The sequence below is a fragment of the Streptococcus sp. CSL10205-OR2 genome (genome assembly GCF_025660655.1).
Taxonomy (GTDB): domain Bacteria; phylum Bacillota; class Bacilli; order Lactobacillales; family Streptococcaceae; genus Streptococcus.
Window position 1 is genome coordinate 1 of sequence record NZ_JAOTIN010000018.1, and the last position, 23,944, is coordinate 23,944.

The 23,944-nt window shown below is 35.8% G+C and carries 20 protein-coding genes and 3 pseudogenes; 7 read left to right on the forward strand and 16 right to left on the reverse strand.

Annotation, left to right across the window (positions count from 1 at the left end; genetic code table 11):
• Positions 1-136 precede the first annotated feature (136 nt).
• The 5 genes and pseudogenes from N7659_RS07610 to N7659_RS07635 form a co-directional block, all read right to left on the reverse strand.
• Positions 137-1,486 carry a glucose-6-phosphate isomerase gene (locus N7659_RS07610; protein ID WP_263276555.1) on the reverse strand — a complete coding sequence of 450 codons (1,350 nt, stop codon included), beginning with the start codon at positions 1,484-1,486 and terminating at the stop codon, positions 137-139.
• A 219-nt stretch (positions 1,487-1,705) separates the two neighbouring features.
• Positions 1,706-3,361, reverse strand: coding sequence for an Ig-like domain-containing protein (locus N7659_RS07615; protein ID WP_263276556.1), 1,656 nt, complete (start codon positions 3,359-3,361; stop codon positions 1,706-1,708).
• A gap of 227 nt (positions 3,362-3,588) precedes the next feature.
• Positions 3,589-4,830, reverse strand: a pseudogene (locus N7659_RS08170) (S41 family peptidase).
• A 65-nt stretch (positions 4,831-4,895) separates the two neighbouring features.
• A complete protein-coding gene (locus tag N7659_RS07630; RefSeq protein ID WP_263276559.1) occupies positions 4,896-5,390 on the reverse strand; it encodes a DUF2812 domain-containing protein in 495 nt (164 codons plus the stop codon).
• Positions 5,383-5,739, reverse strand: a complete 357-nt coding sequence (locus N7659_RS07635; RefSeq protein WP_263276576.1) for a PadR family transcriptional regulator — start codon at positions 5,737-5,739, stop codon at positions 5,383-5,385. The genes N7659_RS07630 and N7659_RS07635 overlap by 8 nt, the downstream gene beginning before the upstream one ends.
• Positions 5,740-5,927: 188 nt before the next feature.
• Here N7659_RS07635 and N7659_RS07640 point away from each other — a divergent pair, with 188 nt between their 5' ends.
• From N7659_RS07640 to N7659_RS07650, 3 genes are all read left to right on the forward strand, one after another.
• A complete protein-coding gene (locus tag N7659_RS07640) occupies positions 5,928-7,364 on the forward strand; it encodes an amidase (protein WP_263276577.1) in 1,437 nt (478 codons plus the stop codon).
• Positions 7,365-7,465: 101 nt separating this feature from the next.
• Positions 7,466-8,335, forward strand: coding sequence for a transporter substrate-binding domain-containing protein (locus N7659_RS07645; RefSeq protein WP_263276560.1), 870 nt, complete (start codon positions 7,466-7,468; stop codon positions 8,333-8,335).
• Positions 8,336-8,377: 42 nt separating this feature from the next.
• Positions 8,378-9,034, forward strand: a complete 657-nt coding sequence (locus N7659_RS07650) for an amino acid ABC transporter permease (RefSeq protein ID WP_263276561.1) — start codon at positions 8,378-8,380, stop codon at positions 9,032-9,034.
• A gap of 41 nt (positions 9,035-9,075) precedes the next feature.
• Here the strand turns inward: N7659_RS07650 and N7659_RS07655 are convergent, their stop codons facing one another.
• From N7659_RS07655 to N7659_RS07695, 11 genes and pseudogenes are all read right to left on the reverse strand, one after another.
• Positions 9,076-9,354, reverse strand: coding sequence for a hypothetical protein (locus tag N7659_RS07655; RefSeq protein ID WP_263276562.1), 279 nt, complete (start codon positions 9,352-9,354; stop codon positions 9,076-9,078).
• A gap of 180 nt (positions 9,355-9,534) precedes the next feature.
• The gene (locus N7659_RS08240) at positions 9,535-10,644 is read right to left on the reverse strand and encodes a pneumococcal-type histidine triad protein (RefSeq protein ID WP_411575304.1); all 1,110 of its coding nucleotides are present in this window, start codon (positions 10,642-10,644) and stop codon (positions 9,535-9,537) included.
• A pseudogene (locus N7659_RS08245) lies at positions 10,636-10,935 on the reverse strand (histidine triad protein); the annotation flags it as partial. The pseudogene N7659_RS08245 and the gene N7659_RS08240, both read right to left, overlap by 9 nt.
• A gap of 506 nt (positions 10,936-11,441) precedes the next feature.
• A pseudogene (locus tag N7659_RS08250) lies at positions 11,442-12,609 on the reverse strand (pneumococcal-type histidine triad protein); the annotation flags it as partial.
• A gap of 8 nt (positions 12,610-12,617) precedes the next feature.
• The gene (locus N7659_RS07665; RefSeq protein ID WP_263276563.1) at positions 12,618-13,556 is read right to left on the reverse strand and encodes a metal ABC transporter solute-binding protein, Zn/Mn family; all 939 of its coding nucleotides are present in this window, start codon (positions 13,554-13,556) and stop codon (positions 12,618-12,620) included.
• 188 nt (positions 13,557-13,744) lie between these two features.
• Complete coding sequence (locus N7659_RS07670; RefSeq protein ID WP_263276564.1) at positions 13,745-14,545, reverse strand: carbohydrate-binding family 9-like protein; 801 nt, start codon at positions 14,543-14,545, stop codon at positions 13,745-13,747.
• 39 nt (positions 14,546-14,584) lie between these two features.
• Positions 14,585-15,298, reverse strand: a complete 714-nt coding sequence (locus N7659_RS07675; protein WP_263276565.1) for a transaldolase — start codon at positions 15,296-15,298, stop codon at positions 14,585-14,587.
• A 9-nt stretch (positions 15,299-15,307) separates the two neighbouring features.
• A complete protein-coding gene (locus N7659_RS07680; RefSeq protein ID WP_263276566.1) occupies positions 15,308-16,666 on the reverse strand; it encodes a PTS ascorbate transporter subunit IIC in 1,359 nt (452 codons plus the stop codon).
• Positions 16,667-16,678: 12 nt separating this feature from the next.
• Complete coding sequence (locus tag N7659_RS07685; RefSeq protein ID WP_263276568.1) at positions 16,679-16,960, reverse strand: PTS sugar transporter subunit IIB; 282 nt, start codon at positions 16,958-16,960, stop codon at positions 16,679-16,681.
• Positions 16,957-19,023, reverse strand: coding sequence for a BglG family transcription antiterminator (locus tag N7659_RS07690; RefSeq protein ID WP_263276569.1), 2,067 nt, complete (start codon positions 19,021-19,023; stop codon positions 16,957-16,959). The genes N7659_RS07685 and N7659_RS07690 overlap by 4 nt, the downstream gene beginning before the upstream one ends.
• A 154-nt stretch (positions 19,024-19,177) precedes the next feature.
• Complete coding sequence (locus N7659_RS07695; RefSeq protein ID WP_263276570.1) at positions 19,178-19,663, reverse strand: cupin domain-containing protein; 486 nt, start codon at positions 19,661-19,663, stop codon at positions 19,178-19,180.
• A 182-nt stretch (positions 19,664-19,845) separates the two neighbouring features.
• Between N7659_RS07695 and N7659_RS07700 the strand changes: the two genes are divergently transcribed.
• From N7659_RS07700 to N7659_RS07715, 4 genes are read left to right on the forward strand one after another with little or no spacing between them, the layout of a single operon-like run.
• A complete protein-coding gene (locus N7659_RS07700; RefSeq protein ID WP_263276571.1) occupies positions 19,846-20,697 on the forward strand; it encodes an S-adenosyl-l-methionine hydroxide adenosyltransferase family protein in 852 nt (283 codons plus the stop codon).
• A gap of 10 nt (positions 20,698-20,707) precedes the next feature.
• Complete coding sequence (locus N7659_RS07705; protein WP_263276573.1) at positions 20,708-21,253, forward strand: ECF-type riboflavin transporter substrate-binding protein; 546 nt, start codon at positions 20,708-20,710, stop codon at positions 21,251-21,253.
• A 27-nt stretch (positions 21,254-21,280) separates the two neighbouring features.
• Positions 21,281-22,960 (forward strand): ABC transporter ATP-binding protein, encoded by a 1,680-nt coding sequence (locus tag N7659_RS07710; protein WP_263276574.1) that lies wholly within the window; start codon positions 21,281-21,283, stop codon positions 22,958-22,960.
• The gene (locus N7659_RS07715; RefSeq protein ID WP_263276575.1) at positions 22,953-23,786 is read left to right on the forward strand and encodes an energy-coupling factor transporter transmembrane component T family protein; all 834 of its coding nucleotides are present in this window, start codon (positions 22,953-22,955) and stop codon (positions 23,784-23,786) included. The genes N7659_RS07710 and N7659_RS07715 overlap by 8 nt, the downstream gene beginning before the upstream one ends.
• Positions 23,787-23,944: the final 158 nt, after the last annotated feature.

The window sequence follows — 23,944 nt, forward strand, 5'->3', positions numbered from 1 at the left end:
CAATAAGGGTGTTTTGTGGTAGAATAGTTAATGGACATGTTCATCTTTCCTTTATACTGTGTTTTGCGACTTTAGTATAACAGATGAATATGTCTTTTTTGTTGCACTTCATTTTACAACTGGGCTTTTTATATTTTTATAAACGAGCATTCAAGGCTTCACCAAGTTCTTCAAAACCAGGTTTGCCTAACAAAGCAAACATATTTTTCTTGTAGGCTTCTACTCCTGGTTGGTCAAATGGATTAACACCATTAAGATAGCCTGATAACCCAATCGCTAACTCAAAGAAGTAGATAAGATAACCAAGTGTCAATTCGTCTTGTTGAGGAAGAGTAATGTACATGTTTGGCACACCGCCATCTGTGTGGGCAAGAAGTACACCATCAGTTGCCTTTTTGTTAACAAAGTCAACGTCTTTTCCTTGCAGGTAACCAAGACCATCTAGATCTTCAGAGAGTTCCGGAATAATCACATTACGACGTGGTTTCTCAACACGAATAACGGTTTCAAACAAGTTACGGTAACCTTCTTGAATGTATTGACCAAGAGAGTGAAGATCCGTTGAGAAATTAGCAGATGAAGGGTAAATCCCTTTATTGTCTTTACCTTCAGACTCACCAGCTAATTGTTTCCACCATTCTGCAAAATATTGGAGAGACGGCTCATAGTTAGCTAAAATTTCAGTAATATAGCCTTTTCTGTACAAAATATTTCTGACAGCAGCATATTGATAGGCTTCATTTTCTGTCAATTTATCTGAAGAAAAGTCAAGACGGGCTTTGTTGGCACCATCCATCAAAGCTTTAATATCAGCACCACTTGCAGCAATCGGTAACAAGCCAACTGCTGTTAAAACAGAAAAACGACCGCCAACATTGTCTGGCACAACAAATGTTTCCCAGTTATTAGCATCGGCTTCCACTTTAACTGCCCCTTTAATACGGTCAGTTGTTGCATAGATACGTTTGTTGGCTTCTTCTTTACCATATTTTTTAATCAAAAGTTCTTTGAAGACACGAAAAGCAATAGCAGGTTCAGTTGTTGTTCCAGATTTTGAGATAACATTGACTGAGAAATCTTTATCAGAGACGTAGTCAACCAAATCTGCTAAATAATTAGCAGAAATAGAATTTCCTGCATACAGAATTTGTGGTGCTTTTCTTTCTTCTTTTGATTGGAGATTAACAAAAGAAGAGCTTAGAAAATCAATCACAGCACGCGCTCCCAGATAAGAACCACCAATACCAATCACCACTAAAACGTCACTATCTGATTGGATTTTTTTAGCTGCTTTTTGAATGCGGTCAAATTCTTCTTTATCATAGTTTTCTGGAAGATCAATCCAACCGAGAAAATCTGAACCAGGACCTTTCCCTTCGCGTAATAATTGGTCTGCTACAGTGACATAAGGTTGCATGATGTCAAGTTCTTCTTGGTCAATAAATTGATCTATCATTTTTGAATAATCAAATCTTATTTGTTTCATTATCATTTCAACTCCTTCTTTAAGTATCCTTTACTATACTACCTTTTTATCCCTATTTTTTCAATTGTTTTAGTGAAATAATTCTCTTATTAGAAACTCTTTGATTAACATAAGTGAAAACACTTGGCAGAAAACTCAAAAAGATTTAGGAAAAAAGAAATTCCTAAATCTTTTGATGGCTTGTCTTATCGTTCTTTAAAATTCATCATAATGACAAACTTAGTATTCTCTTTTTTTAACAGTCATCATTCCTAAAGTAACCATAATGACTAATAATAATCCTGTAATGACAGACTGGTTATTTGTCTTATCACCAGTTTTAGGAAGTGTTTTTTTCTCAGTCTTTTGCTCTTTATTTTTTTGGTCTGACTTTGGTTTATCTTTTACTTCTGGTTTCTTCTCATCGGTAATTTCACCTTTAGGCAAGTCATAACTTGGAGCATTATCTGGTACCTTGGTTTCTGGTACAAAGTCAGAAACTGGTAGGTCATAACTTGGAGCGTTGCTTGGAATCTTAAACTGGCCCGGTACCTTAACAGTAGCCATTGAACCTACTTCTCCAAAGGTATTTGTGATAAAGGCTGTTACAGATGCTCCCGGTTTAACTTCTAACATTTGACCCTTATCTAGAAGAGATTGTGTCACCTCATAGTCTTTACCGTCAATGGTTAACATATCACCAACTGCTGTACCTGTAGGTACTTTAACAGTTACGGTTACGGTGCCATCTGAGCCTACTTCGTCTTGACTGTATACACCATCAGCTCCCGGATCTTCATGAGTTACCATTGGTGCTTCTGGTATTGGAGCTAGCTTATACTCTTTGGTGGCTGTAATCGTTCCTTGATTGCCAACTGTATTAGTAGCATTCAAGTAAGCATCAATTGTTTTATCGCTATCTGCTACTAAATCAGAACCTTTAACGGGGATACTAAAGTTTCCTTGAGCGTCCACTTGACCTTGGTAATAAACATCATTGATAGTAAGAGAAATGTAATCACCTGCCATAAATACGCCACTAGCTTGACCAGTAATCACAATATCTGCTTGAGCTTCTTTACTAGTCACGATATTATCCATTGTAACATCGTTAATCATTAGTTGTGTGGTCGAATTATTTGGTCGTGAAGTGTCATATGGAAAAGCTGTATCTACCGCTACTTGTCCTTCATTGCCTGCTTTATCAATGATGTAGGCAGAACGGGTAGTATATGGAGCCACTTCTACTTCTTGACCATTTGCAATAATATCTTGAGTAATTGTATAAGACTCACCATCAATTATCAAAATATCACCAACTTCTGTACCAGTTGGGACTTTAACCGTTGCAGTAATAGTGCCGTCAGGACCAACTTCTGCCGTGTTATAAACACCGTCAGCTCCTGGATCTTCAAAAGAGAAAGTAGGTGCAAGGGGTGCTATCGTGTCAACAACAAACTGGACGAGGTTACTACTTCCTTGGCTACCATCAGCACCATTAAAATAGCTACCAGACAATAACGTAATTTTCCCTTCCCCGCTATAATTATAGTTAGGAACAACATTTACTGTCCAGGTCTTTCCGCCATCAACAGAAGAAAGATTATTGAGAGAAACGCCCATCGTTTTAAAGTCAGATAGGTCTAGACCAACAACTTTGTCAGTAAAAGTGATGTGAAGAGTTGTTGACTCTCCAATTGATAAGGTTGTATCGTCAAGTGAAAATTGTTCAAATGTTGTTTCAGCATGAACAATCATCGGTGAACCGATGATTGTTGCACTTGGTGAAAAAGCAGAAACGATTAGACCAACTAAAATAGTGACTAAACCAATAAGACAGTTTTTAAATAAAGATTTATGAAGACCGCTAGGCCTTGAATGACTAGATGTTTTCATGTGTTCTATCCTCCTCTTACTTAAAATAAGATTTTATTAAAATTGTGTAATAAGTTATAAAAATAATTGATAATTAATTTGTTTGTTTTTCTCCTTTCTCAACCGTATTCTAGCACTTTGTCTTAAAACTGTACAGTAATTATACAAGATTAAAAGCTATTTTTATGCTAATTAAAACGGTTACAAACAAAAAATATTAAAATCTTATTTTTTGAGGATTTAAATGTTTATTTAAACAATTTCAAACAATTTTCTAGGTCAATATCTTGAAAAAGATGTTGAGGGGTAAAAGGGATTAAAATATCTGGTTCAACCCCTTTATCTGTCATCCCTTGACCAGAATCGATGGCTAAACTTCTTGAAGTGGGAAATACCAATTGATAGTCACCTAGGAAAGCCCTACAAACATTAGAGTAATCCAAAATCCCCATGGTTGGTCGACCAAGAACAGTGACTTTTGGGAATTTTTTCATCATCTGAACAAAGTTATCACCCGAAGAAGCACAATAAACATCACTTAAAATAAAAATCTTTTCTGGCCATTTTAAACCAGTCATTTCAGGAAAAACGGTATCATCGTTAAAAAGGACAAAACCATCATTTTGATGGCGTATTAATTCTTTTTTAAGACTTTCAATCAGTCGTCTTGTCTCATCAGTGGTTGTTTCTTATTCTAAAATCTCTTCAAATTGTGCCAGTCTTAAGGCAACATTACGCTTGGTATACAAGATTTCCATTTGATCATCATCAAAATGAATATCAGTTAATTGTTTTCCTTCTGGTAGAGCATATTTCAGCAAAGGAAAATATAAGGAATCCGTGCCACCATGATTGATTCTAACATCAATAATCAGTGCTTTAGCCTGTTCAATGGCTGATTGACTATCTTTAAACAGCTGACTAATGGCTGATTCATCATAAAAGTTTTCCATTTTTAGATAAACAATAACATCAGTCAATAGCTTCCATTCAAAAGCTGTCTCAGCTACTGGCAGTTTTGTTTTTTCAACTAAAATCTTGTGAGGTTGACCATCTCTTTTAACAGTCACATGGCTAGCCCTAGTGATAAGGATAGCCCAGTCCATAAATTGTCGTTCGGGTGTTGGACTGATAAAAAAGGAACGGTGCTTGTTGTAATAAGTAGCAATTGGTATATCTTCTATAGCAACAATGGCATCACCTTTTTGGAGGTTGGTGTCTTTATTTGCTGATAAAACGTATAAGACATCATCAACCCGACGAAGCCTAAAACCATTAGGTTCTACTTTTTTGGGTCCAAAGTAGACATGACTCAAAACACCAAAACTCGCGATATAAGAATGCATGAGATAGAGAAAATCATCTTCAGACATCTCATCAGAAATCAAAGAACGGTAATCGTCTGGATTAGCGCCCTTAATATCCTTTTTCGTCGACGAATCTTCTCTCAAATAGCGAACGACTTCTTCAAAAATCTCTATTTTTTTCATTTAATTGCTCCATAAATTTCTGTATTAATAACATCACCACTAAATTGAGATTCCTTTACACTATATTAACCTTCTTTAATCTTCTTAACCAATTGTCGATATTTCAATAATTGTGTTCCTACAATCACTAAGGCTAGGATGCAGACCATCAAGAGAAATTTATCAGCCCAGGTTTGAAAGCCTGTCTTTACAAAAATAGCAAAAACTAAGAAGAGCAAAACAAGACCATAGAGGGTTGGAAATTTGATGCTTTTTTTCGCGCGATTTAATTTTGAAGTCGTATCACTAAATAAGGTCAAATCACCATCATTATCTTTTTTAGGTTTTCTAAAATAGTACCAATGATTATACTTAAAAACATACTCCCAGCCATAATCTTGACACATAGCGATGTAAGTTTCTTCATCACTGGTTTCTTCTAAGATATCCAATTGATAGACATAGTCTTCTTGTCTTGTTTCTTCAAACACATAAGTATTAAGTCCCTTAATCTCAACAAAACGCCAACCATTTTGATGTTGTTTTTCTAAAAAGCTTTCTTCTTCTAAAAAATCAACCATCGAAAAAAAGCGATGCATTTTTTAAATTGTCATGGTTATTCTCTCCTTTTATATTATGATACATTCTCTCAATTCGTTTCATCTCTATCTGCAAAATCTCTAGGCCTAAAGGCGTCATCTGATAGAGTTTTCGTTTGCCTTGGGCTCTTGAAAAAGCGATAAGCCCATCACTTTCCATTTTCGATAAACTACCATACATGGTGCCTGCACTAATAATCACCTCATCATTGGTCATTTCTCTAACCATTTGTGTAATATTATAACCATGTCTTTCTTCTTGCAGACAGTAAAGGATATAGAATCCCGTTTCTGTCATTGGTAAATAAATTCGTTTAAGACGTTCATCCATCATCCTACCTCCTTAATAGTATTTTATATCGTACTTCTATCTATATTATATCGAGGTGCGATATAATTGTCAAAGATTTTAAGAAAGATAGAAAACTGATTAATCTCTTTGCATCTTCCTTGGCTTTCTTTTATAATAAAATTGATATAACGACTCATAAGAATCGACTAGAAAGAAGGAAAATCATGATGGATGCAACACAAATGGCACAAAACGTTCATTCTAAAGAAGTCAGTCCTTTAGAATTAGTGAAAAAAGCTATTCAAAAAACCAAAAGTATTAATCCTAAGTTAAATGCCATAACCAATGAACGCTTTGAAAAAGCTTTACATGAAGCCAAGACACGAGATTTTTCCGGTAAATTATTTGCTGGTGTTCCTATCTTTTTAAAGGATTTAGGACAAGAACAAAAAGGAGAACCGTCAACATCTGGCTCTAAACTTTTCAAAGACTACCGTGCTACAGCTTCTGATTATTATGTACAAAAACTTGAAGAACTCGGTTTTATAATTCTTGGGCGAACTAACACCCCCGAGTTTGGTTTTAAAAATATTTCAGATAGTGCCCTTCATGGTAGTGTTAATTTGCCTGATGACCTCTCAAGAAATGCAGGTGGTTCTTCTGGAGGGGCTGCAGCTTTAGTGGCAGCAGGTATCTCTCCTTTAGCGCCTGCCAGTGATGGTGGTGGTTCTATCAGAATTCCTGCTTCTTTTAATGGTCTCATCGGCTTAAAACCCACAAGAGGTCGTATTCCTGTTGGTCCTAGTTCCTATCGTGGTTGGCAAGGCGCTTCTGTTCAATTTGCTCTCACTAAGACCGTCAGAGACACCAAAAACTTGCTACAAGGCTTGCAAGTTTACCAGATCGAAAGTCCATTTCCTTTACCAACACTGACTAAGGAGGATTTCCAAAAAAAAAGCAAGAAACCATTGAAAATTGCTGTTCAACTTGACTCACCTATTGGAGGACTTGTCTCAGAGGATGCCAAACAAGCAGTGAAAAAGGCTATTGCTTTTCTAGAACAAGAAGGTCATTACGTCACACTTATAGATAAACCTGTTATTGATGGCATTGAAGCCATGCAGACTTATTATTTAATCACTTCTGTTGAAACTGCTGCCATGTTTGATAGAATTGAACATTTTTTAAAACGCCCTTTGACAACAGATGATATGGAAGTCATGTCTTGGGCCCTTTACCAAATGGGCCAAAATATTGCTGCTAAAGACTACACAAAAGCCATTTCTCAGTGGGATCAATACAGTCGACTCATGGCTTTGTTCCACCAAGAGTATGATGTGCTATTATCGCCAACAACAGCTGATGTGGCACCTAAACATGAGCAATTACTATTATCGAAACAACAATTGATTCGTCTAGAAAATAGTGAACATGTTTCATTAGATGAACAAAAAGAACTGGTTTGGGAGATGTTTGCAAACAGTTTAGATCTCACCCCCTTCACTCAGCAAGCCAACATGACAGGACAACCTAGTATTAGTCTCCCTGTCTATCGTAATGAAGATAAATTGGCCATAGGGATTCAATTAACTGCTGCTAAAGGACGAGAAGATTTGTTACTCTCTATTGCAGAAATGTTTGAAAAAAATCAACAATTTTTATAAAACCAAAAAAAGCAGTTTTTATGTTTGATAAATGTGCTTATAAAGTGTAAAATAAATCAGTAAATGCATTAATGCATAATAAATTTATAAAGGACGGTCTTATGGCTAAAAAAATCTACTCCCTTCTTGTTGTTCTTGTTGCCGCAATTTTGTTGGTAGCATGTGGTTCTAGTAACTCTAAAGAGTCTGATGCTAGCTCACAAGCAGATGCTAAGTGGGAAAAAATCCAAGAATCTGGTACTTTAAAAGTTGCTACATCAGGAACTCTCTTCCCCCAATCTTATCATAATGATGACAATGAATTAACAGGTTATGATGTTGAAATTATTAGAGAAATTGCTAAACGTTTAGACCTAGATGTTGAATTTGTTGAAATGAACGTTGATGGTATGCTTGCTGCCATTGATAGTGGACAAATTGATGTCGCTGGTTATTCCATTGAAAAAGATAGCAAAAACGCAGAAAAATTCCTCTACACAACAACTCATAAATATTCTTTCTCATCAATGGTTGTTCGTAAATCTGACGATTCAGGAATCAAAACGCTAGAAGATTTAAAAGGTAAAAAAGCTGCAGGTGCTTCTACAACTTCTTATATGAAAGTAGCTAAAAAATTTGGTGCTGAATTGGTTATCTATGATAATGTGACCAATGATGTTTACCTTCAAGACGTTGCCAATGGTCGTACAGATGTTATTCTAAATGACTTCTACCTCCAAACAATGGCAACAAAAGCATTACCTGATATCCCTGTAAAAGTATTAGAAGGTCTTTACTACAATCCTTCAGAGGCTAACTTTGCTCTTAAATTAGATAATACAACTCTTCAAGCTAAAATGAATGAAGCCTTAGAAGACATGCGTCAAGATGGTACATTAACTAAATTATCTGAGCAATTCTTTGCTGGAGAAGATGTTTCAAAAGAAAAAGACTATGATTTTGAAAAAATTGATGTTTCTGACGTTGAATAATCATAAACATCACATCATTTGAAATACAATAAGGAGAAATAAATGTCTTTTATTAATTTTAAATTGATGATTGATAATTTTGGTTTTGTCTTGACTGGACTGCCCTATACTCTAGGAATTGCAGGCCTTAGCTTTGTCACTGGATTAACACTAGGACTCTTTTTAGCTTTGATGAGACGATCAAAATCTGTTTTTCTACAGACACTTGTGCAAGCTTATGTATCAATCATGCGCGGTGTCCCAATGATTGTTGTTCTCTTTATGCTCTATTTTGCCCTACCCTATTTTGGCATTCAGCTACCTGCTCTTCTTTGTGCCTATATTGGTTTTAGCACAGTCAGTTCAGCCTATATTTCAGAAATCTTTCGTTCTTCCATTGCAGCCATTGATGCTGGTCAATGGGAGGCAGCTCGTGCTTTGGGATTACCTCAACGAATTATTGTTCGAAAAGTGATTCTACCTCAAGCTATTCGGGTAGCGATTCCTCCTCTTGGAAATGTAGTTGTTGATATGATTAAAAGCTCATCTCTTGCTGCCATGATAACAGTCCCTGACATCTTTCAAAATGCTAGAATTGTTGGTGGTCGTGAGTGGGATTACATGAGTATGTATATTTTAGTGGCATTTATTTATTGGTCTTTATGTGTCTTATTTGAACGTTTCCAAAATTATCTAGAAAAACGATTAGTACTTGACTAAAACATTAAAAAGAAAACCACCAAATTGGTGGTTTTTTGTGTTTAAGATAAATCTGTTTTAGAAATGGCAATAGATGGGTAGTGATTTAACATTGTTAAATCACTATCCAAGGGCACACTATAGACCATATAATATTTTTCCGGGTGAGATGTTGACAATTCTTCTAATTTTTCTTTTGCTCGCTTCTTATCCTTAGTAGCAAAAACAACTGAAACAACTCCTACTTTTTCTGTTTCATTTTCATCAACCTCTCCACAAAGAATTAACTTAAGAGGCGCTATACCATTTAACCCTTGCTCAATATAATCTTGATGGGACATTATTAACCTCCTGTAATGATTGCTGGCTACCTTATCACAACTTTCTTATGATAGAGATGCTTCTTTTCTTAATTATAACATATTGATATAAGATGAAATTTCTGCAAAGCGATTCAAAATCATGTTGTCACTGGTCATTAACAAAATAAAAACTGGGAAAAATCCCAGTTTTTTTTAAAATTATGGTGTTACTTCTTCTAAAGTAGCAAGATCAACGATAACTGTTGTGCCATCTTTTTTAGCAACGGTTACTTGTCCTGGTGCAGCATATGACATTTTATCCACTGCAACACTATAACGGCTTGCTAGTTTGAATAATTTGTTAAAGTAGTCATCACCACTTAAACCATGACGTTCTCCTTCAACTCTCATTTGTGCATCAAATGGATCTTCCTCTTCTACCCATTCTTCTTCCTCTTCAACTTCTTCAGTTTCAGTTGTTTCAGAATTGCTATCATCTGGTTCTTCACCAATACCATAGTTATTATCCCAGATACCGATATGACTTTCTGTGTCTTCTTTAGCATCAGTTCCCCAACCATCTTCTTTAGGAGCTTCTTCTGGGTGTGCCATATAGTATTTAATCGTTGCCAATAGTTCTTTGATACTGTAACCATCTGATAAAAGAGAGCCTTGGTCTAACCAACTGAGACGAACATTATGGTAATGATCTAAATGAGGAATGATCAATTGCCCATCAACGTATCTTACCGCATGATACATATTGCCCTTAATCTTGTCTATTGGAACAATTTTTTCAGGAAGAACTTTTGCGAAAACGTCTGTTGCTTTTAAGCCAGTAGCATCTAACTCACTAGCAGAGATAAGTTGTGAATCATTTGCCGTAGCATTATTGTTTTCAGGTGTTGTTTCATTATTTGTTGACTCTGAAGTGTTTTGACGGCTAGCCAAGAATTCTTCTGCAGCTTTACGTTCAGCCTCAGATAAATCTTTTTTAGGAATCCAGTGTTCGTGGTCCATGTGTGGTGTGATGTAAGCTTCACCTGCATCTCTAATAATATCTTTGGCATCAAAGATATAACCATCTGACGTAGCGTATTTGCCTGCTTTTTTAGCTTCTGCTACTTCTTTAGCTGAGTAGACAATTTGTGAATTTGGTTTTCCTTCACGCTCTGATTCAGGTGTTACTGGATGACTTTCTTCACCCTCATGGTGGTGGTGATGGTCTTCGCCTTCATGATGGTGACCTGCTTCATCGTGATGATGGTCTTCACCTTCGTGATGGTGATGGTCTGTTTCATCATGTTTGTCAGTATTTCCTTTATGAATATCTGCGTCTTCACCCCATCCAGCTTTTTTAGGGCGTTTGTCAGGGTTTTCCATATAATACTTAGCTGTCGCTAAATAGGCATTTAAGCTATAGGTTTTATCGCTTACTTCAAAGATTTCTGGTTCTTCATCAATCCATTTTAATTGAACATAATGATAATGGTCAATATGAGGAATAATAAATACTCCGTCTTTGTACTCAGTTGCAAGCGTTATGCCATAAAGCATATCTTCTGGATCAATGATAGCTTTTCCTTGAATAGCTTCATAAATTTCTTGCGCTGTCCAACCCTTATAGTCATAATTTTCATCTAAAACAGCGTCTTTTGGTACCAAATGACGACCAACTTCTCTCATCTCTTTTTGAGTGTTATCATTTTCAGATGTTTGAGGATTAGCCGTTTGGTCATCAGCTGTTTCGTTATTTGTAGCTTGGTCATCAGTAGAGTCTTCATTAGTAGCTTCGTTGTCTACATCATCTTCATCCTCACTATCATCCCATGAAAAACCTGAAAGTCCACCAACAATCTTATCAAGAATGTCTTTGTTACTTTGTTCACCAGACTCAGTAGCTTCTTTTGCATCATTACTGTGGTCTTCTCCTTCATGATGATGATCTGCTTCATCATGATGATGGTTTTCATCCTCATGATGATGATCTGCTTCATCATGGTGATGATTTTCTCCCTCGTGATGATGATCTGCTTCATCATGGTGATGATTTTCTCCCTCATGATGGTGATCTTCAATCGATTGAGGATTTCCTTGAGATTGCTTGTTATCTTTCAACAACCTAGTAATCTTTTCTTCTAACGGACTCATTTGAGAATAAGGAATAAAATGATAGTGATCACCATGAGGAACTGCAACACCACTGTCTGTCCAACTATAAATGGTTTGAGGGTCATAGACTAAACCATCACTTTCCTGATGTCGATGCTTAATAGGCAGTGCATAAAGTTGTTTGAGTAAGTCGGCAATAGTCTCTTCTTGTTTTTGAGGTTGCTGTGTTTGTTGTGATGCGTTAGAGTGTTGCGATGAGTGTTGTGCTGAGTTTTGTGTTGAATGTTGTGATGCTTGTGATTGACTAGAGTGTTGCGATGAGTGTTGGCTTCTAGTCCCTTGACTTGTTCCTTGATTTGTCGTATGAGAAGATTGTGTTGAAGCTGTTGAATGGCTACCAGTACTTTGTGCTACATTCCCTTTTTGGGTAGTTTGTGGTGCACTTCCTTTTTTGTTATTCCAGTAAGCTTGTGCTTGTGCTAACTCACTAGGTGATAAATCTTTTTTAGGAATAAAATGGAAATGATTGCCATGTGGCACAATAAAGCCATCACCTGTATCTTCAATCACATCAGTTGGACTAAAGACATAACCATCATCCGTTCTATAACGGCCATCACTCTTTTGGCTAACTTGTGATTGCTTTTTATTTGATTTAGATGATTTATTGCCTTTTTGAGCAGCTTCTAAGGTCCCTTTTTCTTTTTGTTCTTCAATTTGTGCTTTAGTACGAACGTTTTCGCGCTTGCTGCCTTCTTTTAGATAAAGGTAATAATTACCATTCACTTTAATGATATAACCATCAGCAACCTCATTAACCACATCGTCTTGACTAAAGACATAGTTTGGATCATTCATGATAAGGTCTTCACTGATAAGTGAATTAAAAGGAACCTTACCATTGTAGTAGTGATAGTGATCACCATGAGAAGTCACATAGCCATCATCAGTAATTTTAACCACGATTTGTTCAGCAGAAATGCCTTCTTCTTCATTGATTTGTTCTTGCGTTTTGTTTTCTGATTTTGTTGATGTTTTAGATTGTTTCTTACCACCATCAACGTACGCAACTTTATTATCATTTTTAGGAACTTCTTGGTTTTGGTTTATTTGATAAGCTCCAACACCAACAGCTAATAAAACGGCTGCTGCAGCTGAACTGATAATATATTTCTTTTTCATATTGCCTCCTATTTACTTAACTCTTGATAGAGTATTTCTAAATTTTCTTTGATGTTTTCCAAATAAGTTTTATCATTTTCTGGGTCTGCTTCAAGTGGACTAAGAGTTTTTAGTTCTGCACCTGTTGAGTTGGCAACTGTCTCAGCAATTTTTTGAGAAACATTTGCCTCAACAAAAATCGTTTTGACATTATTGTCTTTGATAAATTCTCTAATTTCAACCAACTGACGTGGCTGTGGCTCTTGGTCAGGTGAAATGCCAGCTATTCCTAGTTGTGTTAAGCCAAAGCGTTTGGCTAGGTAAGAAAATGCTGTGTGTTGGGTGACAAATGTTTTATTTTTGACTGACGCAAATTTTTTCTGATATTCCTTCGTAATCTCTTGTGCTTCTTTTTTAAAGGCTTCAGCATTTTTTTCGTAGGTTGCTTTATTATCTGGATCAGCAGAGATAAGCATTTCTTTAATATGCTCTACTTCTTCTATGGCTAATTCTGGATCAGTCCAGGTATGAGGGTCATATAAGGTTGCTGGATCAATGCCATCACCAGCTTCCATGTCTTCAAGTCCTTTGACTTTGTCTAACGTCATTTTTTCAGAAGCTTCTAATACTTTTTCTTCAGAATCTTTTAAGTTTTCCTTGATGTCACCTGCCCATGCTTCTAAGGTATGTGAATGGAAAATAAAGATATCCGCATCATAAATGGCCGCCACATCATTTGGTGATGGTTCAAAGGAATGGATACCATTTCCTGATTGAATCATTCTAACATTGTTTAAATCGCCAGAAACTGCCTTTGTCATGGCATAAATAGGATAAAAACTAGTAACAATATTTAAACCTTCGTGATTATCATTAGTATTTTCTGATTGTTGTTGACAAGCCGCCAAAACAATAGCAGAAGTAATGGTAATAATAATCAGAGAAAGATATGAAATGATTTTTTTCATTATCTTGTCAAACTCCTCCATAATATACTTATCCAGTTAAATAACCGGTTAAGTAATATAATAGCACTATGCTTTTTTTCTGTCAACCATTTACTGAAAACTATGAAAAATTGATTAAAATAGGCTTTTGACTCCTTAAAATAACAAAAAAGCCAACGTCAGATGACGCGGGCTTTATTATTGAGTTATTATTTCAAGAATCTAAATTCGCCAAAAGAAGAATTGACGTGAAAATCTGGAGTTTGAGTTTTAGGATCTACCCAGGAAATCCATTCCATAACAGGGTCATCGCCTTCTTTTTCAGGATCTGAAAATTCTGCACGATAGGCACCAACTTTCATGACATTATTGTTCAACAATTTCAAGTCTTCTAATGTTTTAATTGGAATTTTTCCTTCTACACTATAACCATTATCTGTTTTTGTTGCTGCGGTTTCTAATCCTTCCAAGTCCCACTCACTGTCAAAATGTCTATAATATTCAATAGAATAATCATGAATTCGACCATCTGCATCAACTTCAATTGCATAGTAAAGTGGCATGCCATCTGGCGTTGGCTTATCAACGCTACCTCCAGCAAAGAATAATTCAACACGGTCTTCATTATCGACGGTACTTTCATCTTCTTTCCAATCACTATCAAGTAATACGTCTTGATCTAAAACATTGAAATGAAAATAAAAATCAGTGCCATCGTTAAAAGCTTTAAACTCTGTTAATGGGGCTTCTTTAGTATCCCAAGGAAAATGAAAACCTCCTGATATGATTGGGACTGTCTCCCAAACAGCATCCTCTGACATCCCGTCTATTTGTGGGTTTTCATTACGCATCACCACATCATAGTGCGGTGTTGTTGCTTCATTATAAGCAATAGTCCTCTGGGTAGCCATCTCATCATTTGCTGGTGTTGCTGTATTACAAGCAGTAAGAACTAATAATAGTGATAAACACATCACCAAATAAAACCAACGCTGTGATAGTTTCTTCATATTATACCTCCTAACTATCAAACACAATGCCTATCTTCTCTACAAAATGGAAAATCCTAGACTCTTACTATCAGACAAAAACGTTTGAACTGTTTCTAGTGAATATTGTTCTAAATCTTTATCCTTTAAATTGAGTTTTTTGATGATACCAGGTGTACAAGTAATAATATCAACACCCAATTTATCAGCTTGGTAGATGTTGAACACTTCTCTAGGACTTGCCCATAATAATTCAACTGAGTCTTTGGTTTGACAAACTGTTTTTGCAGAAGTCATTAGTGGTTCTGGATCAACACCCGTATCAGCTACTCGTCCAGCAAAAACAGAAACGATGGAAGGTGTCTTCTCACTAAGAGCTGTTACTACCTGTTCCACTTGATTCAAAGTAAAAATCGCAGTAACATTCACTTTAATACCTTCAGCTGACAAATCTTTAATAATAGGAATCGTACTGTCACCTTTTGAATTGGTGATTGGAATTTTAACATAAACATTATCTCCCAGACTAGCTATTTTTTTAGCTTCACGTTTCATTGTTTCTAAATCATCAGCAAAAACTTCAAAAGAAACTGGGTATTCAGTAATAGCTTCTAAAACATTTTGAGCAAATGTTAGATAATCGGTAACACCTGCTTTTTTCATTAAACTAGGATTTGTTGTAAAACCAGTAACCAGACCAGAATTTAAATCTGCTATCATATCTTCCAAAACAGCACCATCTGAATAAATTTTAACAGAAAAATCAGTCTTCATTTTTTTACCTCACTCATGATTATTAATCGCTTCTTGAGAGTTACTCATTAACGATGGCATAATTAAAACAGCTAACAAGACACCCACTATCACATAAACGCCGATAGATTGTGCAAATTCTCCCATACGACCAAGCAAAATACCAAGGACAGCAAAGTCAAAATCGCCAAAAGTTGTATTACTAAACCCTAGATTACCCAAAACTGGTAATAACATAGCTGGTAAAAATGCCAAGAATAGACCATTGACAAAGGAACCTAAAATGGCACCCTTACGACCTCCAGTAGCATTGCCAAAAATACCTGCTGTTGCACCACAAAAGAAGTGTGGAACCATTCCAGGAATAATTAAGACACCACCAATCGCCCCTAAAATGAACATACCGATGAGTCCACCTAAAAAACTAAAGGCAAAACCGATAATGACAGCTGTTGGTGCATAAGGGAAAAAGACTGCACAATCAACTGCAGGAACAGCGTTTGGGATCAGTTTAGTACTAACCCCTTCAAAAGCTGGAATCAAATCAGCCAAAATCATACGAACACCAGCATAGACGATAGCAACTCCCACTGCAAATTGTAGTCCAGATAAAATGGCAAAAATGAATGGATTTTTACCTCCTGAAATGGTGGATACAAATTCACTTCCAGCAGCAATGGCTGAAATAAGATAGAAAATAATCATAATAAGAGCCGTGGAAATCGTTGTGTTTCTTAAAAAATTCCATTTTTCAGACACTTGAATATCCTCTGTGCTTTGACTATTTTTTCCAACTAAATGACCTATCCATGCTGCTAAATAATAACCCAAACTACCAAAGTGGCCCATTGCAATTTCATCACCATCTGTTACCTTTAAAGTATAACGTTGGCCAATAGCAGGAGAAATAGCTGACCATGCACCTAAAATAAAGCCACCTATAAGGATTAATAAAATTCCTTCAAAATCCAAGGCACCTAGAACAGCTGATAATAGACAAGCCATAAAAAAACTATGATGACCTGTTAAAAAAATGTATTTAAAACGTGTTAAACGAGCAATAATCAAATTAAATAATAAACCAACTACTAAAATAGACATGGTTTCAACACCTAAAATTTGTTGAGCGACTGATGTCACTGCTTCATTATTTGGAACTACTCCAGTAATATGAAAACCAGTTTCAATCATTTGTGCTAAAGGATCTAGATTTGCAACAATCACTCCAGCACCGGCAGATAACATGAGATAACCTAAAATGGGACCAAGTGTCCCCGTCATCACTTTATGAGCTGGTGATTTTAAAGCCAAAAGTCCCGCACAGGCAATCAAGCCCATCAAAAAAGCTGGTTCACTTAAGATATCTTTTAAAAAATCTAATATTACCATTTCTTATCCTCCCTATTTAGATAACATCTCTTCTAGTACAGGTAATAAGTCTTCTTCTATCCTCTTTTTATTGGTATAGCTTCTTACAATACAAACTTTAGCCTCTTTAGGAAAAATATCTTTAAATTCTTTGACAGTTACAAATAGGTCAGCTTCTCGTCCAACAGCAGCATTTGAATCACAAGACTCAGCATCGATATCGTAACCGTGTTCTTTAGCAATCTTATCCACTTTCATTTTGAGTAATAAACTACTACCAATACCATTGCCACAAACTGTAATTATTTTCATCATTTCACCTCTTCATTTAACGTACATCGCTTCAGTAACTGATAAATATCTTCCCTTGTTTTAGCAGCGATTAATTTTTGAAGCATTTTCTCATCATCTAAAATCATTACCAATTGCTGTAAAGCTTTTAAATGAGCAGAAGAATCAACAGCCGCTAGAACAAAAATCAGTTGCACCTCCCTTTCTTCATCATAATCATTTTTATCCAAATTAAAGGAAATAGGTTCTTGCAACTGCAATAAACTCATTCCCAATCGTTTAACACCTTTTTCTGGTGCTGCATGAGGTACTGCAACATGTGGTGCCAAAACAATGTAAGCACCTAATGTTTTCACAGAATCTATCATAGCAGTGATATAACTAGCTTCAATGTAGCCTTGTTTTAATAGTGGATCGGCCGCTAGAGTGATGGCTTCCTGCCAATCCTTAACGTTTTCTTTCGTTTGAATCAAGTCAATTGTCAACAAATCAGTCAATGATGCTCCCTCCCAACTAGTTGTATCTTGTTTGTCAAGTGATAAAAAATAGGTTGCTAAATCTTCTCTTAATGCTCTTTCATCTTCAATGAGACAGGATTTTTTAATAATTTTAAGTAAGTCGTCACTTTGAGAATAAAAAGAAGAGTGTAAGGAAAATTCATTGTAAACCGTTTTCTTCAAGATTGTTTTTTCAACAGGATTCATAAAAGGCTGGACAACAAACAAAGGTTTATCCGTTTCAAAGAAAACTGTCGAAAAAATAACATCATAATCTTGTAGTTGTAATTCGTTAAGTTGGTCTAATTGATGGATGTCTTTAAAAACAATTTCTGGTAAAAGTATCTTTAGCTCTGAACCTAAAATCAAAGAAGAACTGATGCCATTTGGACAAACAGCTAAAGCGACGATTTTTCGGTGATTACTCTTAGTTTGACGACTTGCCAAATAACCACCAAAATGCATGGTGAAATAAGCAACTTCATCATCACTAATCGTTTTTCCTAACGCTTCACTAAGTGGAAAGAGACTTTTTTTAATTAAATAAAACAAACTCTCATATTCTGATAAAATATGTTCTTTTAAAGGATTCACAATGTGATTATCAAATAATAATCGAAAATATGCTGGTGCTAAATGACAGTATAAATTTTTTCTAAATTGTTCATCTTTAGTAACGATAATCCCTGTTTTTGCTGACACCGTATCAATAATGGCTTCCATAATGGTCAGTATTTCTGGCTGAGGTGATATTCCCAAATCTCCTTGAGTACATCCCATTAGTCTTGTCGCAATAAAATAACAGTCTCTTTTTAAGTTAGGAAATTCTGCGACAAATTGTTTTGCCAACTCAAAAACAACAGTCTCTCTAATCAATTGTTTTTCTTTCTCAGAATACACCACCTTCCCTTCTAAACAAGACCATTTCAGACATAAAATAACATAAGATGTCGCCTCAACCCGCTCACTAATAAAAAATAATTGACTTCGGCTGGTGTCATTTACAAAAAATGGGGTGATTTGATCAAAGTCAAATGGTTTTTGACAACTATAAAAGAGATAACGAATAATCCATTTGCCACTACTAAATTGTAACAGTTCATTAATTGCCCATTCCAAAACTATGCGCAGTGCTTTAGGAGTTCCTGCTAAGGAATAACCTTTTCTTCGATTGTATGTGATTGTCACCTTTTTTGAAGCAAGAATTTTTTTTAAGTCTTTTAAATCATTTAACACACTATTTTTACTTATTCTTAAAACATCTTGAAGATGAAAGTTTGAGATATAATCTTCCTTTAATAGCAGATAGAGAACTATCATGTATGGTCTTTCGTCTTGAAAAACATAATGTTTGAGATGGGGCGATAACTTTGCAAATATATCCGTCACGGAAATGGATGGAAAAAAGATTTTATCGTTGTAAAGAGAGATGATAGGAATGTCTAATTCCTCTAAAATGATATTGATTTTATTAATATCAGATAAAATTGTTTTCTTAGAGACTCCTAAAACTCCCTCCAAATCTGATAATGAATAGCCATGATACTTAGAAAAGAATGGCAATTTTTTAACAATTTCGTTGGTTAGCATTATTAGCCTCCTAATTAAATTATATTATAAAACGCTTTCATTTTTTGGGGAATTGAGTCCAATTTACTATTCCAAAAGTAAAATCTCATTGTGCCAATCGTATTGCTATATTGATATAATAAAAATGGAAGAGACACTTGTCCCTCCCATTTTTTTATTTTGTTAATTGTTTAATAATTACTTCATATTCTGGGTATTGCGCCAGCAGTTCTTCACGGCTAAATAATTCAAAGTCTTCAAATTCAAAGCCTGGTGATACCATGCAAGAAACAAGAGCAAAACCTTCTTCGACGGTTGAACCAAAGATGGTCCCTTTTGGCACACGGTATTGCAAGACTTCATTTTTTGACATGTCTTTACCCAAGAGAACTTTTTCATAGGTCCCTTCTGGTGTTATCATATGGACCGTTAAGGGTTGTCCCTCATGATAGTACCAGATTTCATCAGCCGTTAAACGATGAAAATGTGATGGGTTTTCTTTTTCTAGGAGAAAATAGATACTTGTGAAAAGAGAACGTTCTTTCCCATCAATTTGTATTTTATCATGTGATTTTTCGATTTCACGAAAATAACCACCCTCTGGGTGAGTCTTCATATTTAAGCTAGTTACCCACTCTGCAACTGATTTTGTCATCATCATTTCCTCATATACTCTTTTCTTTATTTTAACATATCAAAAAATTATTGGTCAATCATTAGTCCATTTCTATCAAAAAGCTACTCATAGTTTTAAACTATCTCAGGCTCTAATCTATAGCTTATTTACGCTACTTCTTTTTTATGTTAGAATGAACTATATTTTCAATACGGCAAGGAGGTCATATGAGTAATCACTTACTAGTTTTACAATCAGACTTTGGTCTAGCTGATGGTGCTGTATCAGCCATGATTGGAGTCGCTTTAAATGAAGAACCTACTTTAGGCATTCATCATTTAACCCACGACATTACCCCTTATAATATTTTTGAAGCTTCTTATCGTCTTTTTCAGACCGTTGACTACTGGCCAGAAGGGACTACTTTTGTCTCTGTTGTTGACCCTGGTGTCGGATCAAAAAGAAAAAGTGTAGTCGCTTTAACTAACAACAACCAATATATCGTCACACCTGATAATGGTACACTATCTTATATCAAAAAGCATATTGGGATTAAAGCTGTTAGGGAAATCTCAGAAGTTAAAAATCGCCGCGAGAACACCGAATTTTCTTATACGTTTCATGGTCGTGATGTCTACGCCTTCACAGGTGCTAAATTAGCCAGCAGACACATTACTTTTGAAGAAGTTGGCCCTGAACTATCGGTGGATGCCATCGTTGAAGTACCTGTAGTAGAAACAGATATTCTACCAAATGCTGTTCGTGGTGCTGTTGACATTTTAGATGTCCGATTTGGTTCTTTGTGGACTTCTATCACGCGCGAAAACTTCTACACCATGTCCCCTGAGTTTGGTGATCGTTTTGAAGTCACCATTTATAACAATGACATGCTTGTTTACCAAAATCAAGTCACCTACGGAAAATCTTTTGCTGATGTCATGATTGGACAACCACTTTTATACATCAATTCCCTCTACCGTGTTGGTCTAGCTATCAACCAAGGCTCTTTTGCAAAAGCTTATAATGTGGGAGTTGGTCCTAACTGGCATATTGAAATCAAAGCTATAAACCCTAATTAAAGGAGAAAAAATGAAAAATAATTCTATTAAAACTGTCGTTGCCATCGGTATTGGTGCTGCCTTATTTGTTATCATTGGTTTATTTGTACCAATTACCATCTTCACTAACACAACTATCTCATTACAATACGCTGTTCAGGCTTTATTCTCAGTTCTTTTTGGACCAATTGCTGGGTTTTTCATCGGCTTTGTTGGTCATATGATTAAAGACATGTTAGCAGGCTATGGTGTCTGGTGGGCTTGGGTTATCCCAAGTGGTTTGGTCGGACTTGGTATTGGCTTATTGAAAAATAAACTGTCTATTGAAAAAGGCATCTTCACTAAATCAAACATCGTCACCTTTAATATCACTCAAATCATTGTTAATATTATTGCTTGGGGAGTGGTTGCCCCTCTAGGTGACATCCTTATTTATAATGAGCCAGCTAACAAAGTATTCACACAAGGCTTATTTGCTGGTATCGCTAATATCGTTACAATTGGGATTGGAGGAACACTCTTATTACTCGTTTACGCAAAATCTAGAACAAAATCTGGTAGCCTTTCAAAAGATTAATTGCTAGTTTCTCGGAGAAACGATCATATGAACCCATATATAACATTTCAACACTTTTCATTCAAATATGATGCTCAAAATGAACCAACCTTAAAAAATCTTAATCTTACCATCAAAAAAGGTGAAAAAGTCCTCATCCTTGGTCCTTCAGGCAGTGGAAAATCCACCCTGGGTCAATGTCTTAATGGGATTATTCCTAATCATATCCACGGTGAACATACTGGTGATTTGTTGATTGATGGGCAATCCATTTTTGAGCATTCTATTTATGAAAAATCGCAACTCATTTCAACCGTCTTGCAAGATACCGATGGTCAATTTATTGGTCTTTCTGTTGCAGAAGACATTGCCTTTGCCCTAGAAAATGATGCTTTAGAGCAAGATGAAATGAAGACTAAAATTCGCTACTGGTCAGAAAAATTAGATTTGTTACAGTTATTAGAGCATCGTCCACAAGATTTATCAGGTGGTCAAAAACAACGTGTCAGCCTCGCTGGTGTCTTGGTTGATGAAAGCCCAATTCTACTATTTGATGAACCTCTTGCCAACCTTGATCCAAAATCAGGGCAAGACACGATTGATTTAATTGATCAGATTCATCAAGACACCTCAGCAACGACAATAATTATTGAACATCGCTTAGAAGATGTTCTTTATCGCTCTGTTGATAAAATCATTTTAATCAATGATGGGCAAATCTTATTCGATGGAAAACCAGATGACATCCTAAAAACAAGGCTCTTGAGCGAAAATGGCATCAGAGAACCTCTTTATATCACAGTGCTTAGAGATTTGGGCTTAGATATTATAAACATCGAGTCTTTATCACACATAGATACTCTAGATCTTTCAGAAATCACTCTTCAGACTAGTATTAAAACAAAAAATCAAGAAAAACCCAAAGAGGTCTTGCTTGAGGTCAAAAATCTTAACTTTTCCTATACACCAAATACTCCTATTTTAAATGGGATTGATTTGACTATTTTCCAAGGAGAGCGTATCTCTATTGTTGGTCAAAATGGTGCTGGTAAGTCAACTTTGGCAAAAGCCCTCTGTCGTTTTGTTGATGCTTCAGCTGAGATGAGTTTTAAAGGGCAAGATATTTCTCAAGATTCTATCAAAGAGCGTGCTGATCGGATTGGTTATGTCTTACAAAATCCTAATCAGATGATTAGTCAACCAATGATTTTTGATGAAGTGGCACAGGGCTTACGTCTAAGAGGTCTACCTGAGGAAGAAGTGAAAGAAAAAGTCTTTGACACGCTAAAAGTGTGTGGTCTTTACCCATTTCGCAATTGGCCAGTCTCTGCACTTTCTTTCGGACAAAAAAAACGTGTCACTATCGCTTCTATCTTAGTCTTGGGTGCTGAAATCATCATTCTTGATGAACCAACAGCCGGTCAAGATAAAAAGAACTATACTGACATCATGAATTTCCTTGATGAACTCAACCAAAGAGGACACACTATTATTATGATTACGCATGATATGCAACTAATGATGGAATATTCTGATCGAACAATTGTTATCAACCAAGGAACAGTGCTTTGTGATGATATTCCTGAAAAGATTTTATCGGATGTTGACATCTTAGAACAAGCACATTTGAAGAAAACAAGTCTATTTTACCTAGCAGAAAAAATAACTTGTGACCCCGTTCTTTTAACCCATTACTACATTCAAAAAGAAAGAGGAAGACATGGCTAATCATCAGTTAATTGGTTATCAAAAAGGCGATTCTTTCTTATATGACTTATCTGGTGCTAGTAAATTAGTTTTTTTCGTTTTAGTTTCTGTTGCGACGATGACCACCTACGACACCAGATTAATCCTCTTTATTGGAGCTTTTTCCTTATACCTGTTCAAGCAGACTAAAATCCCTTGGAAAAGTATTTCCTTTGTCATTACGTTTATGACCTTTTTTGCTGTCTTAAATATTGTAATGATTTACCTCTTTGCACCCACTTATGGAGAAGACATCTACCAAGCCAAAACGATTTTGTTTGATGGGATTGGCCCCTTTTACCTCACTAGTCAGGAATTGTTTTATCTCTTTAATGTCACCTTGAAGTACTTTTCAACAGTGCCATTAGCCATCTTGTTTTTAATCACCACACATCCCAGTCAATTTGCCTCTAGTCTCAATCAGATCGGAGTACCCTATAAAATTGCCTACGCTGTTAGCTTGACCTTACGTTATATTCCTGATGTTCAAGAAGAATTTTACACGATTAGAACATCGCAAGAAGCACGTGGTTTAGAGTTATCAAAAAAAGCTAAATTGTTTGAGCGTATTAAAGGGAACTTGCAAATTTTAATGCCCTTAATTTTTTCTTCCCTAGACCGGATTGATGTGGTTGCAACAGCAATGGAATTAAGACGCTTTGGTAAGCTGAAAAAGAGAACTTGGTATAGCTATAAACCACTTTCAAAAAATGACATTGTGACAATTCTCTTTGCTATCGTTATTGTCTGCTTGAGTTTGATTCTCTTTTTTGTCAACCATGGACGTTTTTACAATCCTTGGCAATAAAAAACCAGTAACAAATTGTTACTGGTTTTTCGGCTCATTGTCAACTGTAGTGGGTGACTAGTCATCAAGATCGGGAGAGAATCACATTGATTCTCTCCCTTTTAATGTTCAAAGCGATGAGAATTTTTGTTTTAAAGTTGTTAAAGTTTCTAAACCCA

Bases quoted from the DNA above. Each gene is read 5' to 3' on its own strand.
- N7659_RS07705 (WP_263276573.1), top strand. From the start codon at position 20,708: ATGAAAAATAATTCTATTAAAACTGTCGTTGCCATCGGTATTGGTGCT.
- N7659_RS07645 (WP_263276560.1), top strand. From the start codon at position 7,466: ATGGCTAAAAAAATCTACTCCCTTCTTGTTGTTCTTGTTGCCGCAATT.
- N7659_RS07630 (WP_263276559.1), bottom strand. From the start codon at position 5,390: ATGGTTGATTTTTTAGAAGAAGAAAGCTTTTTAGAAAAACAACATCAA.
- N7659_RS07700 (WP_263276571.1), top strand. From the start codon at position 19,846: ATGAGTAATCACTTACTAGTTTTACAATCAGACTTTGGTCTAGCTGAT.
- N7659_RS07655 (WP_263276562.1), bottom strand. From the start codon at position 9,354: ATGTCCCATCAAGATTATATTGAGCAAGGGTTAAATGGTATAGCGCCT.
- N7659_RS07610 (WP_263276555.1), bottom strand. From the start codon at position 1,486: ATGAAACAAATAAGATTTGATTATTCAAAAATGATAGATCAATTTATT.
- N7659_RS07665 (WP_263276563.1), bottom strand. From the start codon at position 13,556: ATGAAAAAAATCATTTCATATCTTTCTCTGATTATTATTACCATTACT.
- N7659_RS07690 (WP_263276569.1), bottom strand. From the start codon at position 19,023: ATGCTAACCAACGAAATTGTTAAAAAATTGCCATTCTTTTCTAAGTAT.
- N7659_RS07710 (WP_263276574.1), top strand. From the start codon at position 21,281: ATGAACCCATATATAACATTTCAACACTTTTCATTCAAATATGATGCT.
- N7659_RS07715 (WP_263276575.1), top strand. From the start codon at position 22,953: ATGGCTAATCATCAGTTAATTGGTTATCAAAAAGGCGATTCTTTCTTA.
- N7659_RS07640 (WP_263276577.1), top strand. From the start codon at position 5,928: ATGGATGCAACACAAATGGCACAAAACGTTCATTCTAAAGAAGTCAGT.
- N7659_RS07680 (WP_263276566.1), bottom strand. From the start codon at position 16,666: ATGGTAATATTAGATTTTTTAAAAGATATCTTAAGTGAACCAGCTTTT.
- N7659_RS07615 (WP_263276556.1), bottom strand. From the start codon at position 3,361: ATGAAAACATCTAGTCATTCAAGGCCTAGCGGTCTTCATAAATCTTTA.
- N7659_RS07695 (WP_263276570.1), bottom strand. From the start codon at position 19,663: ATGATGATGACAAAATCAGTTGCAGAGTGGGTAACTAGCTTAAATATG.
- N7659_RS07670 (WP_263276564.1), bottom strand. From the start codon at position 14,545: ATGAAGAAACTATCACAGCGTTGGTTTTATTTGGTGATGTGTTTATCA.
- N7659_RS07685 (WP_263276568.1), bottom strand. From the start codon at position 16,960: ATGATGAAAATAATTACAGTTTGTGGCAATGGTATTGGTAGTAGTTTA.
- N7659_RS07650 (WP_263276561.1), top strand. From the start codon at position 8,378: ATGTCTTTTATTAATTTTAAATTGATGATTGATAATTTTGGTTTTGTC.
- N7659_RS07635 (WP_263276576.1), bottom strand. From the start codon at position 5,739: ATGGATGAACGTCTTAAACGAATTTATTTACCAATGACAGAAACGGGA.
- N7659_RS07675 (WP_263276565.1), bottom strand. From the start codon at position 15,298: ATGAAGACTGATTTTTCTGTTAAAATTTATTCAGATGGTGCTGTTTTG.